This window comes from Marinomonas pontica, assembly GCF_026191375.1.
Taxonomy (GTDB): domain Bacteria; phylum Pseudomonadota; class Gammaproteobacteria; order Pseudomonadales; family Marinomonadaceae; genus Marinomonas; species Marinomonas pontica.
Map to the genome: position 1 here is coordinate 71,271 of NZ_JAODTL010000046.1, position 13,051 is coordinate 84,321.

At 43.4% G+C, this 13,051-nt stretch carries 13 protein-coding genes, 1 tRNA gene and 2 pseudogenes; 3 read left to right on the forward strand and 13 right to left on the reverse strand.

Annotated features, from left to right (window positions below):
* The 4 genes from N5P32_RS12760 to N5P32_RS12775 all read right to left on the reverse strand — a co-directional run bounded on the left by N5P32_RS12760 (position 1) and on the right by N5P32_RS12775 (position 1,847).
* A complete protein-coding gene (locus N5P32_RS12760; protein ID WP_265729433.1) occupies positions 1-381 on the reverse strand; it encodes a sigma-70 family RNA polymerase sigma factor in 381 nt (126 codons plus the stop codon).
* Positions 327-518: a sigma factor gene (locus N5P32_RS12765; protein WP_265729416.1), complete on the reverse strand. Its 192-nt coding sequence runs from the start codon at positions 516-518 to the stop codon at positions 327-329. Before N5P32_RS12765 ends, N5P32_RS12760 begins: the two co-directional genes overlap by 55 nt.
* Positions 519-619: 101 nt before the next feature.
* Entirely contained in the window at positions 620-1,285 is a 666-nt protein-coding gene (locus N5P32_RS12770; protein ID WP_265729417.1) for a glutathione S-transferase family protein, read from the reverse strand.
* A 130-nt stretch (positions 1,286-1,415) separates the two neighbouring features.
* The gene (locus tag N5P32_RS12775) at positions 1,416-1,847 is read right to left on the reverse strand and encodes an Lrp/AsnC family transcriptional regulator (RefSeq protein WP_265729418.1); all 432 of its coding nucleotides are present in this window, start codon (positions 1,845-1,847) and stop codon (positions 1,416-1,418) included.
* 149 nt (positions 1,848-1,996) lie between these two features.
* Between N5P32_RS12775 and ctlX the strand changes: the two genes are divergently transcribed.
* The gene (ctlX, locus tag N5P32_RS12780; protein WP_265729419.1) at positions 1,997-2,908 is read left to right on the forward strand and encodes a citrulline utilization hydrolase CtlX; all 912 of its coding nucleotides are present in this window, start codon (positions 1,997-1,999) and stop codon (positions 2,906-2,908) included.
* Between the two features lie 43 nt (positions 2,909-2,951).
* Here the strand turns inward: ctlX and N5P32_RS12785 are convergent, their stop codons facing one another.
* The 3 genes from N5P32_RS12785 to ttdA are packed head-to-tail and all read right to left on the reverse strand — an operon-like array spanning position 2,952 to position 5,320.
* Complete coding sequence (locus N5P32_RS12785) at positions 2,952-3,779, reverse strand: isocitrate lyase/PEP mutase family protein (RefSeq protein ID WP_265729420.1); 828 nt, start codon at positions 3,777-3,779, stop codon at positions 2,952-2,954.
* 36 nt (positions 3,780-3,815) lie between these two features.
* Complete coding sequence (gene ttdB / locus N5P32_RS12790) at positions 3,816-4,424, reverse strand: L(+)-tartrate dehydratase subunit beta (RefSeq protein WP_265729421.1); 609 nt, start codon at positions 4,422-4,424, stop codon at positions 3,816-3,818.
* The gene (gene ttdA / locus N5P32_RS12795; RefSeq protein WP_265729422.1) at positions 4,421-5,320 is read right to left on the reverse strand and encodes a L(+)-tartrate dehydratase subunit alpha; all 900 of its coding nucleotides are present in this window, start codon (positions 5,318-5,320) and stop codon (positions 4,421-4,423) included. The genes ttdB and ttdA overlap by 4 nt, the downstream gene beginning before the upstream one ends.
* 106 nt (positions 5,321-5,426) lie before the next feature.
* Between ttdA and N5P32_RS12800 the strand changes: the two genes are divergently transcribed.
* A complete protein-coding gene (locus N5P32_RS12800; RefSeq protein WP_265729423.1) occupies positions 5,427-6,341 on the forward strand; it encodes a LysR family transcriptional regulator in 915 nt (304 codons plus the stop codon).
* On the opposite strand, the gene N5P32_RS18265 is transcribed toward N5P32_RS12800, so the two are convergent.
* The 4 genes and pseudogenes from N5P32_RS18265 to N5P32_RS12820 all read right to left on the reverse strand — a co-directional run bounded on the left by N5P32_RS18265 (position 6,342) and on the right by N5P32_RS12820 (position 9,885).
* Positions 6,342-7,058 (reverse strand): tripartite tricarboxylate transporter TctB family protein, encoded by a 717-nt coding sequence (locus N5P32_RS18265; protein ID WP_409371104.1) that lies wholly within the window; start codon positions 7,056-7,058, stop codon positions 6,342-6,344.
* Positions 7,047-8,296, reverse strand: a pseudogene (locus tag N5P32_RS18270) (tripartite tricarboxylate transporter permease); the annotation flags it as partial. The pseudogene N5P32_RS18270 and the gene N5P32_RS18265, both read right to left, overlap by 12 nt.
* 16 nt (positions 8,297-8,312) lie before the next feature.
* On the reverse strand, positions 8,313-9,290 hold the full coding sequence (locus N5P32_RS12815) for a tripartite tricarboxylate transporter substrate binding protein (RefSeq protein WP_265729426.1): 978 nt from the start codon (positions 9,288-9,290) through the stop codon (positions 8,313-8,315).
* A gap of 518 nt (positions 9,291-9,808) precedes the next feature.
* A tRNA-Arg gene (locus N5P32_RS12820) sits at positions 9,809-9,885 on the reverse strand.
* A gap of 224 nt (positions 9,886-10,109) precedes the next feature.
* Here N5P32_RS12820 and N5P32_RS12825 point away from each other — a divergent pair.
* A complete protein-coding gene (locus N5P32_RS12825; RefSeq protein WP_265729434.1) occupies positions 10,110-10,439 on the forward strand; it encodes a c-type cytochrome in 330 nt (109 codons plus the stop codon).
* Positions 10,440-10,460: 21 nt separating this feature from the next.
* Here N5P32_RS12825 and rep read toward each other — a convergent pair.
* Positions 10,461-12,510: pseudogene (rep, locus tag N5P32_RS12830) on the reverse strand (DNA helicase Rep).
* Positions 12,511-12,653: 143 nt separating this feature from the next.
* Positions 12,654-13,051 (reverse strand): bile acid:sodium symporter family protein (locus N5P32_RS12835; RefSeq protein WP_409371103.1); only part of this gene is annotated, 398 nt, incomplete at its 5' end.

Here is a 13,051-nt window from a genome sequence, read left to right on the forward strand (position 1 = left end):
CTACAGAGACAAATCGGATTTAAACAAGAGACATTGCAACATAGCCTGCGCCATATAACGCTTTACCATACGTTCTGACACCGACAAACGTTCGGCTATTTCTCGATAAGTGAGGCCGTGCAGCTGAGATAAAATCAGCGTATTAGCGACTTTTTTGGGGAGTTTTGCAATCATCGCATCCAGCTCGCACAGCAGTTCAATCATCGCTGCCGAATGCTCCGCCGAAGGTTCAAATTCCTCTTCGCGATGCGCCAACGACTCAAGCCAAGCCTGTTCGACTTGCTTGCGTCGCCAGTGATCAATAAATAAGCCCTTAGCAACGGTGCTTAAAAAGCTCTCGCTTCTGAGATTGTTGAAAAATTTTTTGGCTTTTTCAACAATCGAACAAACGTGTCTTGGGCGATATCGGCCGCCAAATCATGGCTGCCTAATCGGTGTCGGATCCATCCTGTTAACCACGAACTGTGTTCCACATAAAGCTTCCCTACGTCTTGAGAAGCCGGGTGATCAGGATTCATAGACCCATTCAACCTCATTCATATCTAACAAACTAAGAAGCCGGCAAGATACAATAAATGAGAATGAATATCAATAAATAGAACAAACTGTAAGCAGTTTGCTACAGCGTAGTAAAAGCACCGCCTTTTGCTAATGCTCTTTGATAAGAAGGCACAGCTTCAATTTGTTTAATAAAACGCGCAATGTTCGGAAAGTCTTCCAAGCTCATACGCGTACTGGAAGCTTGCAATGGAAAGCTCATTTGAATATCGGCAGCGGTCAATTCCTCGCCCACAAACCAAGTATGCTCACCGAGCGTTTTTTCGATAAACTGCATTTGCGGCTGAATGCGCGGCATAATGAACTTTTCTTGAACCTTATCCGTCAGCGCCTTAGCAATGGGTTTCACAAAGAAAGGCATGGGGTTCTTCGGCACCTTCATCATCACCAGTTTCATCACCAGCAAAGGCATCAACGAACCTTCGGCAAAATGCAGCCAATATCGATAATCCAACAAAGCTTGCCCATCGGTTGGTTTCAAACGATTCACCGGATCGTATCGATCCAGTAAATACTCAATAATAGCGCCCGACTCCGCGACCGTTAAATCACCGTCCGTAATCACCGGAGATTTCCCCAACGGGTGTATTTTTTTCAATGACTCAGGGCCCGCTGCGGTGTCCGGATCACGCTTGTATTCGACAATCTCGTAATCCAACCCAAGCTCCTCCAGCAACCATAAAATACGCTGTGAACGGGAGTTCTCTAAATGGTGAACCGTGATCATATCCTCTCCTTATAACCCAAACGGGCAGCAATACCATGACTGTTTACATGACAACTTGTACGGCCTAAAACCGAAAACAGTTTACCCAGACGCACAAACAACCAAAAGAATATTACCCAACAACCAATGATTATAGACTCGACAACAAAATACTGGTTTCGCTGTTTAAAATACCATCCACTTCACGCACATGACGCAACACGCCATCAAACTCGCTTAGACTGCTGGTTTGCAATTCAGCAATCAAATCCCACGCCCCGTTCGTAGTGTGCAATTTCACCAGCTCAGGAATGCCTCTCAACTTTTTAATGACTTGTGAGGTCGACTGACCCGCGACCTCGATCATCATAATGGCTCGAACCGCTTCTTTTTCAATTTCTTGGTGTACGCGAATCGTAAAACCCAAAATCGCCCCACTAGAAATCAATCGATCAAGACGATTTTGCACCGTCGCACGCGATACTTTTAACATGTCGGCCAAATAGGAGATCGACGCACGGCCATCTTTGCGCAATTCAGCAATAAGCGCGCTGTCCAACGAATCATAAATATAGGGTTTCATGCATACCTCATCAAACATTTTGCTAACAAGATACTAGCAAAGCGCCAAAAATATAGTCTTTTTATATGAATTTCTGACATATTAACTGGCTCACAAAGCCCCTATCCTATTTTCATTCGCTAACCAGCCCAATTTAAATAGGTAAAATCATGCTACTTCAATCCCACTCTCAAGCCCCTAACACAGTGGTGCTTATTCGTCCTCATCACTTTGTTTCAAACCCGCAAACCATGGAAGACAATGCGTTTCAAAAAGCAACCTCGCATCCAACGCCGTCGACACAGGCCTACCAAGAAGTCACAAACTTGCATCAAGCTTTACAGCAACAAGGCGTCACCGTTCACCTTTTTGAAGACGAAACAGCGCACACGCCCGACTCGGTTTTTCCCAACAACTGGTTCTCGACACACAAAGGCAACACCCTCGTCGCGTACCCAATGTATGCACACAACCGACAAATGGAATACCGCCAAGACATCATCGATTTTTTGAGCAACGCCTACGCATTTCACAACCACATAGATTTACGACATCACGTCGACCAACATCTTGCTTTAGAAGGAACCGGATCAATTGTGTTTGATCACATTCATCGACTAGCCTATGCCGCACAGTCAAAACGCACCGATGAACAACTGCTCAACCAGCTCTGCCAACAGATCGGTTACGCTCCCATCATGTTTGATGCCAGAGACAAAAACGGCAAACCGATTTATCACACCAACGTGCTCATGTGTGTTGCGACGCACTTTGTGATGATCGGAATGGACATGGTCAATGCCGCAGACAAAGCAAAGCTCTACCGGCACTTTAGTCAGACAGGAAAGAAAGTCATTGAATTAAGCCATGACCAGATCGGCCAATTTTGCGGTAACGCCATAGAACTGCAAGGCACAAATCAGCGATTCTTAGCGCTCTCACAAACCGCCTACGCGGCACTCAACAGCGACCAAAAAACCACCATAGAATCCTTCGTGACACTGGTGCCCTGCGCGATTCCAACCATAGAATCCGCCGGCGGTTCAGTACGCTGCATGATCGCAGGCATTCATAGAGATTGAGAAATGAGTGGTAAATAAAAAAACAGCCAATGCATTAACAAAGTCACAGATCCATGTAACGCTTGGCTGTCACATCAAGTTTCTTAACCTTAGAGTACAATGTGATGATGTCTTTACCCGCAATATCTCGCTTCTTATGGTCAAGTATGTCTTGATAAGCGTGAAACATACTTCGAACAGAAGCCTCAAAAGCATGATGCCCATTCAATAATATTTTTACACCTCCCGCTTTAAAACTACGGTAATCCTTACGACTCGCTGAGTACGAAATAAGCATTAAAGGCTTACTGCTAATTTCGTTCAAGATACGCAAATCTGAAATTTGTACGTCACCAAAAATACATATTCCATCAACCTCAGTTTGAGCGTATGCTTCAATTCGCTTTAAAAGACTGGGAAAGCCTTCAGACGAATTCATTTTAGTTCTGGCTATTATCGAGAATTTACTACTTTTTCTGGCCTCTAGCGCCGCCAATAATTTATCCCTGTGCTCATCGAGCGCAGCAAGGCTGTGACGGTTTTGATATTGAAAAGGCAATATAGAGTCCTCCAGTGTTACTGCGGAGGCACCTGCAAACTCAAGTTCCTGAATAAGTCGTTGTGTATTGAGCGCATTACCGTACCCTGAATCTCCATCAACAATAATTGGCAGTTCAGACTGAATGCATATACGCCTAACCGTATCCACTAATTCAGACATAGTAATCAAACCATAGTCTGGTGAAAGGTTCACATTGGCGGCAACAACAGAACCACCTACAACACCACACTTAAAACCGACATCATGTGCAATCGCAGCACTCAATGGGTTAAACACTGATGCCGCTGGGTAAAAGTTACTGCCCGTCAATATATCAATAATATGTTCCATAAAATTACCCCCGAAGCAACTGCGGGGGTCTCCAAACTACTTAATGAATTTCACTTTTTCATGAATACGGTCAAGAATGGCACCTTTTCGATCTCTAAATTTCTTTTTATTATCTTCAAAAATGTTATTGCCTTTCGTGTCAATTGAGATAATTAAAGGACCAAACTCTTTTACACGATTAACCCATAACGTTTCTGGCATCCCAAGATCACGCCACTCAGCAGCCTCAATGGCCTCTACTTTTGTTGCTGCGACAACAGCGCACCCGCCAGGAAATACAGCGTGAACGGCTTTATTCTCTAAACAGCCAGCCGCCGTTTCTTCCCCCATTCCTCCTTTACCAATGATCATCTTAACGCCCGTTTCAGCAATAAACTGACGTTCAAATTTTTCCATTCGCATGCTTGTGGTAGGACCTATAGACACCATTTCAAAAGATCCGTCATCTTTTTGTCGAACGATGGGACCAGCATGAAAGATAGCGCCGCCGCGCACATCAACAGGCAGTTTTTGTTTTAACTCTATTAAACGACGATGAGCCACGTCTCGACATGTCACTAAGTGTCCAGTTAAATACACAATGTCACCTACATTCAACTCAGCTAATGCTTCATCTGTAATTGGAGTAGTTAATATTTTTTTCATAGTGTGACATCCTCATGAGAAATGATTTCATAGCTTAAATCTGAGTTAAATTTGATGGTTCCTCGACGATGAGCCCAACAGCCTGTTGATACAGCAACACCAATAGTTGAAGGGTGACGCGCAGATGATTCAATATTCACCCCCATTACCGTGTTATCACCTGTCAAACCCTGTGGCCCAATGCCGACTTCGTTTAGGCCTTCTTCTAATAATTCTTCCATCAAAGCAGCGTTAGCATTCGGGTTTTTAGTATCTACAGGACGGAGAATTGCTTTTTTAGAAAGTCTTGCGGCTGTTTCAACGGATGTAGATACGCCTACGCCAACCAGTAAAGGAGGACATGCGTTAACACCACGGGAGGTAATGACATCAAAAACAAAGTCTGCAACACCTTCGTAACCCTCACCTGGCATGAGTACTTTCGCATGACCTGGAAGAGTACAGCCTCCACCGGCCATGTAGACTTCAATCGTTGCAGTGTCGTCATTAGGAACAATATCCCAATCTAGCCATGGAATTTTGGAGCCAGTATTAGTACCGGTATTTTTTTCATCAAATGTTTCTACCGCATTATGGCGAAGCGGGCCTTTCTTAGTTGCTTCAAGCGTCGCAGTACGAAGAATGTCTTCCAACTCGCCGATCAGGGGAAACTTTGCACCCACCGTTAAAAAATACTGAATGACACCCGTGTCCTGACAACTAGGGCGATCTAGTTTATCAGCAGCGTCTTGGTTTTCTGCCATCGTGTCATATATTTCAATGGCCATTGGATTGGTTTCTTTTTTTCTAAGCTCAGCCTGCTTTTTCTTAACATCCGTTGGTAGTCGCTTGCCAATATAGCTGGTAAATTTTGTCATTATATCTGACACATATTCTACAGATTTTTCGCTGCTCATTTTGTCCTCTCTTATTATTAGAGTTACTTAGGTGGAGGTAATTTTAGTATTTTTATACATTACAGGTTAAAATCAAAAGAACATCATAATTTCCTTGGAGGAATAAGTGGAAAACAATTCTGAATTTACTTTCTTTATTGCATTATCAAAATATGGAAGTTTGTCAGGCACCGCTAGAGAGTTAAACCTCACCCCATCAGCGGTTACGAAAAGATTATCCAGTTTAGAGGCAAGGCTAGGGGTAAGACTAATAAATAGAACCACAAGAAAATTAAGCCTCACGAATGAAGGTGAGTTATACCTAAAATCGGCGAAAGAAATTTCAGCAAAAATTTATGAATTGGAAGCGGCTTTATCTATGAGGAAAGACTCCCCCAGTGGTCTATTAAAAGTGAATGCTCCACTGGGGTTTGGACGAAATTATATCTCACCAATCATCTCTGAGTTTATTTCACAATACCCTGACGTTCAGGTAGAACTTATGCTTACAGATAGACCAATGAGCCTACCAGATGAGTCTGTTGATGTTTGTATCCAATTTGGAAAGATTCCTGATTCTAGGCTAATTGCACGAAAAATAGCAAAAAATAGACGCTTACTCTGCGCATCTCCAAAATATTTACAACAACACGGTAGACCCAGCAAACCATCAGAGCTACTAAATCATAACTGCATAATTATAAAACAAAATCAACAAGTTGCAGCATCTTGGCGTTTTGAAGATGAGCTTGGTTACGAAGAAGTGATCAAAACAAAAGGAAACTTGCTTACCAATGATGGAGAAATAGCACTAAGATGGGCCATAGAAGGACACGGAATAGTAATGAGAGCGGAATGGGATATTGCAAAATACATCAGATCTGAAAAATTAGAGGTTATATTAAATGATTATACAACCCCAGAAGCTGATATATATGCGGTCTATATGGAAAGGCTAAACCTGTCAGCCAAAGTAACTACCTTTTTAGATTATTTAACGGAGTCATTTTTAAATAATAAAAATGACTCCTCAATATGGTGATTAAAATAGCAACCCTACAGGAAGCCTAATGAGCAATACATTTTTCATTAAAATATAAAAAATCGCTACTATCAAAAAAGAAATCAAAAAATACAATGACATCGTCTTTGCTTTTAATTTTTCAAAATTAGATGCAAACATGATTGCAATAAATGATAGAAATGCACTTACAGCAAACCCTAAAATAGGCATTGACAACGTCCAAAAACCTAGCGAAATAATCGTAAATATTTGACGATTTGTAGGAATCAAACTCGAAATATGTCTTGCCTCTTTACTACTCTTTCCAACTATTGTCTTTATTGCTAACAATAAAGACAATGCAATCAATGCCAATGCAATATATGAAGGAAATACAGAGCCCAATAGCGACATTTCTTTCGTTTCCATTAGCAACACTCCGCCAAATACAGCCATAAGCAATGTGACTACTAGTGTTGGCAGTTTGAAAGTTTCAGAGCTTTCAGCCACTTGCTTTTTCTTACGAGCAGCCAATAATGGGAACAACAAAGCAATAACACAGCAAACTATAATACCTATTGCAATTGGTCTACCAAAAAACATTTCAAACACTTTTCCTTGTGCTGAACCAATTAAGTAAGTTTGAACAAAACCCTGTTCGGCAATCTTGCCAAGCACAAGGCCCAACACAATAGGAGATGAACTGAACCCAAACTTTGCTAAAATCCAGCCCAAAAGCCCTAATACAAACATCATCAGTGTATCATGAGCATTACTGTGTATTGCGTAACTGCCAATGATAGTAAGAAATGCGACTGTCGGAACAAGCAATGACTTTGGCGTTTTCGCGATCGATTTATAAGCGTATCGGCCTAAAATCAATCCCGCTGGCAGCATCAGTAAAGTGGCGATAATTAAGCCATATATAAACGTATAAACAATGCCGCTTTGCTCTGTAAATAAAGATGGGCCTGTTTTTATCCCTTGCACTAATAAGGCACCTAAAATGATTGCATCAGGAGGTGTGCCAGGAATACCAAGAACCAACGTCGGAATAAACCCGCCTCCAACCGTTGCATTATTAGCAGACTCAGTTGCAACAATCCCATCCGGTGCGCCATGACCAAACTGATCAGGCTCCTTTGAGCTTCGGCGCGCTTCGGTATAGGCGACCAAACCAGCAATGGACCCACCTGCACCAGGAAGAATACCTATTACAGTACCTATAATTGAACTTTTAAAAAGATTCCACTTACGACTAAGCAACATCAAAAAAGCACGATTAAGAGGTGACTCCCCACCCACTTTCTCAAATTTTAAATGTGGGCTTTTCGTTGCGACTAAGTCAATGATTACAGGCACGCAATACAAACCTATAATCGCAGAAGTAACATCAATTCCCCCTAACATTGAAACTTGATCAAATGTAAATCTAACATCACCTCCAACGACAGCCACACCCACAGCCGATAATAATAATCCGATACAAGCGCCTATAAGCCCCTTAATTGTGTTACCTACAGACAACGCTGATATCAATGTCAAGCCAAACACAGCCATCCAAAAATATTCAGACGGCCCAAAAGCAAGAGCCACTTTAGCAAGAGGAGGAGCAAGAAAGAGTAAAGCCAGACCCCCAATTACCCCCCAGCCACCGAAGAGAATGTCGCTAATGAAATAGCCAGAGCTCCTTCACCTTTTTGAGCCATAGGATAACCGTCAAAAGTGGTCGCAATAGCAGACGGCGTTCCGGGTGTATTAACAAGGATGGCAGCAAATGCTCCACCATAAATGGCACCAGTATAAATGGCTCCCAATACAATTAGCCCAGAAGCAGGCCCCATCACGTAGGTAAATGGGACTAACACCGCGACAGCCATAGTGGCCGAAAGCCCTGGCATAGCACCAATTATAGTGCCAGCAATGACTCCACCTAACGCTAAGAAAAGATTGAGTGGAGTCATTGCCTCTATTAAATAATTTAAAACATCCATAAATTCAACCTAACAACTATTTGATAAGACCAAGTAATTTTGCAACACCTTGATATTCCAACTGATTTGCTTGAATGAAAGCATCCATATGTTGGTAATCAATGTCAGTTAATACAAAGCCGTTGTCTTCCATTTGTTTGATAAATGCAGGATCGTGGTTAATGTCAGAAATGATCTTAGACAATTTAATTCGAATGTCTTCTGGCGTTGACTTTGGAACCGCAACACCGCGATATGCACCACCAACTAAGTCCACACCAAGCTCTTTAAAAGTGGGAACATCAGGAAAAGCCGGCAAACGTTTTTCAGAAGAGACAGCCAGCATTCTTAGTTTATCTCCTGCACTGGCTCCTGAGGTTGCATAGTTAAAGCCTGCCGTTACTTGGCTCCCCATTAGCGCAGTCATGGCAGGACCTATTCCACTAAAAGGGATATAGGTTGTTTTTACACCCACTAACTTATCAAAAGTCGCCTGTCCAATATTATTGGCTGAGTTTGAACCAGAGCCTGCAAAAGTAACAAGACCAGGATTAGCTTTAGCGTAGGAAACCAGCTCTTCAAGTTTTTTAAATTGGCTGTTAGCGGGAACAAAAATGGCATTTGGTGTGTAATGGAAGTAATAAATCGGAGTCAGTTCTTCGGTTTTATAACCAGACTCCTTAACCATAGGTTGAATAATTGTGTGTGGGATATTGATGCCCATCACGGTGTAACCATCCCCCTCAATTGAGTTTAATTGCGACCAAGCGACTGCACCGCCAGCGCCTGGCATATATTGAATAACGGCCTGCACTCCGGAATGTTTTTTGAACATGGCCTGTTGGAATCGTGCTGACAAGTCAGACTCACCACCAGCATTAAATGGGATAATGTAATTGATAGGACTAGATGGATAACTATCTGCCGCTAATACGGTCGATGACGCTGTCATTGAAACGATAGAGATCGCAGCAGACAATGGTAATACGTATTTTGTTATTTTATTTTTAAACATAGAAGTCGCCTCTTTAATTATTATTAGTCAACGAGACAACTATAAACTGAAGAAAATCGAATAAAATACTCCCCAACTCAATTCATTATTGAAAATAAGTCAATAATAAAGCCAATGAAATCCACTTAAACTTTTCACTAACATTCAAGGCGCTATGGCAAACTAACTAGCTACAGAAAACCAGCTACTCCCATTTGGTCGCATATGCTAATGATAATCCTTATCATTTTATACAGGCAAATTTAACAAAAACAATGAGGACATTAGAAAACCGATTACTATAAAAATCAGAAAATTATTGAATAATAAGCAAGAAATAACTGGGGCATCCAATGATTCTGGATGATTAATGATTTTTTTAGCCCTGCTTAAGTATTGCAAGATTCATTATTAAATGAGCATCACAGTTATTAAGTTCTAGTAAAACCAGTACAAATGCTTTGCCGTACCGAATCTATTCAAAGCTCATCTAAATGAAGTAAAGACAAGGAAAATCAATACGTTGTAAGGGGGATTAATGGTACGCCCGAGAGGATTTGAACCTCCGACCTTCGCCTCCGGAGGGCGACGCTCTATCCAGCTGAGCTACGGGCGCATTACGGTTGTTCGGCGTGGATTGGATTGCAAGACGCAAAGTGTGCCAGAACAAATTTGTGTGCGTATTCTAATGGAAATTCCTCAGGATTCCAGTGCTTAATGACACAAAGCCTGAGTTTCGTGTTTTTTATACACGTATCCTTCATTTACCTGATGAAAAAAGTCGAGGATAATCGCTTAATCTTTTTTACTCTGTGATGTCCATAAGGAATGCCTGTGTCGATGCCATTTCCGCTGTTCAAGCTCGCTCACGTTATCCGAATCGCCTCGGTTGTGCTCCTTTTCAGCGTCGCAAGCGCCAATGCCGCACGCTCTGGCGAGGCGCTTTACAACAGCTATTGCATTGCCTGTCATATGAACGGTGTGGCGGGGGCGCCTAAGTTTGGCCACCCTGAAGATTGGCAACCGAGAATAGACAAGGGCATGGACGTTTTACTAAAAGACGCGATGAGCGGATTCAGAGCCATGCCACCAAAAGGATTGTGTTTTGATTGCACTGAAGAAGAACTTCGCAGTGCGATTCAATACATGATCGACAACAGTCAAAAATAACCCTTTTGACTGTTGTCTCAATCAGCCATTCAACATGGCTTTTAATGCCGACAACGAGGCTTGTCCGCGTTCTTTTTTAGCGCCTTCCCCTTCGTCTAAACGCCCTTCCCACACCAAGTCTTCTTCCGGCAATTCATCTAAGAATCGACTGGGCAAGCAATCGATTTCTTCGCCGTATTGGCGACGCTTTGCCGCCAGTGTGATACAGAGTGTCTTTTTAGCACGCGTTATCCCGACGTAAGCCAGACGACGCTCTTCTTCGATGTCGTCACTTTCGATGCTGTTTCTATGAGGTAAAAGCTCTTCTTCGCAACCGATCAAAAACACATGAGGGTATTCCAAACCTTTCGAGGCATGAAGTGTCAGCAGCTGAACTTTGTCCTCGTCTTCCTCTTCTTCTTGGCGTTCCAACATGTCGATCAATAGCAGCTTGCTGATTGCTTGATCCAACCCCGCTGTCTCGTCTTCTTCCCATGCAGACTCCATCATGCGCTGAATAGAGTCCAACAAGAAGCGCACGTTTTCAATGCGTCGATCACCAGCTTTAGACGAAGAGGTTTGCTCTTGAATCCAACCGTAATAATCCATGTCATGGATCATTTGCTCGATCACAGGCACGGGCGACGCGCCTTCTAAACGCTGGCGTAAATGGGACATCCATCGTTCAAAATCTTGTAGGCTTTTTAACGAGCGCCCTGTCACCGTCTCTTCCAGCTCTTTGTAGCCGGAGGCTTCGAACAAGCTCACGCCACGCTCGGTCGCCAAGTTACCGACCTTTTCTAGCGTCGCAGGGCCAATCTCACGACGTGGCAAATTCACGATGCGCAAAAAGGCGTTGTCGTCTGACGGGTTCACCAACAGACGCAAATAACTCATCAAATCTTTGATTTCGGCACGTGAGAAAAACGACGTACCGCCGTTCATCTTGTATGGAATTCGATACGCCTGAAGCTTGATTTCCAAAAGTCGCGCTTGGTGATTACCACGGTACAAAATGGCAAAGTCACGATAAGGAATTTCGTGGCGCAAGTGTCGAGATTGAATTTCTGCGGCCACCCGCTCGGACTCTGAATCTTCATTGCGTGTTACCATCACTCGAATCGGATCGACCCTCTTCGTGGTCACTCCATAACGCTTTGTCGTACACGTGCGGGTTATTGGCAATCAGGGTGTTGGCCGCTTTAAGAATGGTTTTGGTCGAGCGGTAATTTTGCTCCAGCTTCACCAATTTGAGATTAGGGTAATCCACCGACAAGCGTTCAAGGTTTTCTGGTCGCGCCCCGCGCCACGCATAAATCGACTGATCATCGTCTCCTACCAAGGTGAAGCAACGACGAAATCCGGCCAACAAGCGGATCAATTCGTACTGACTGGCGTTGGTGTCTTGGCACTCATCCACCAGCAAATAGCGCACTTTTTTCTGCCACCGATCTCGCAACTCTTCGTCAGCCATCAGCAAGCTGACAGGTAACAAGATCAAATCGTCAAAATCCACCGCGTTGTACGCTCGTAAATAGCGCTGATACTGACCGTACACCTGTGCAGCCAACAAAAACTCTTCCGTATCCGCATTGGTCATGGCTTCGCTTGGTGTCGTCAGGTCATTTTTCCAATTGGAAATCGTGTTCTGACAAAATGCGGCGGCGTCCAACTGGCCATTAAATTCCTTATCCAGAATCTCTTTGACTAAGCTGAGCGAGTCTTGAGCATCAAACAAGGTAAAGCCATCTTTTAAACCCGCGCGTCGAAATTCTTTACGCAGGATACGCAACCCCAAATTATGGAAAGTCGAAATGCTCAAGCCCCGACTTTCGGGTTTGGATAACATTCCCACCACCCGTTCTTTCATCTCACGAGCGGCTTTATTAGTAAAGGTAACCGCAATAATGCTGCTCGCCTTGAATCCACACGTTTGAATCAAATAGGCGATTTTCGTGGTGATTACACTGGTTTTTCCCGAGCCTGCGCCCGCCAATACCAATAAAGGTCCGTCGATTTGTTTCACAGCATCTAACTGTCTTTCGTTCAAACTGCGAAGGCGCTGGGCGATGGAAGGCAATGACTCACTCATGAAAAGCTCTGGCTCGTAAGGCGATTAAAATCAGCCCCAAGTGTACCCGACATTCACTTTTCCCGCACGAACATAGCGAATGGAAAAGCATAAAAAAAGGATGCTTAAACGGCATCCCTTATTAACATCACCAACACAAGGTTTTACTTTGCAGTGTCTTCGTCCACTGGACGACGGCTCCAATAGCTCGCCAATAAAGACCCTGAAATGTTGTGCCAAACACTGAAAATGGTGCCCGGTAAAGCCGCCATAGGCGTGAAAAACTTCACCGCTAAAGCCGCGGCAAGACCTGAGTTTTGAAGACCCACTTCGAAGGCAATTGTACGACATACACGCGCATCAAAGCCCAATAAATAGGTTACCCAGTAACCCAATAACAAGCCAATTGCGTTATGCAGAATCACCGCTGCCGCCACAACCAGACCAACTTGGACAATCTTAGACGCACTCAATGCCACAACAATGGCAATAATTAGCACAATTGCAAACATTGAAATATATGGAAAAATCGGTTCTGCCTTGCGAACAAACTTAGAAAAGA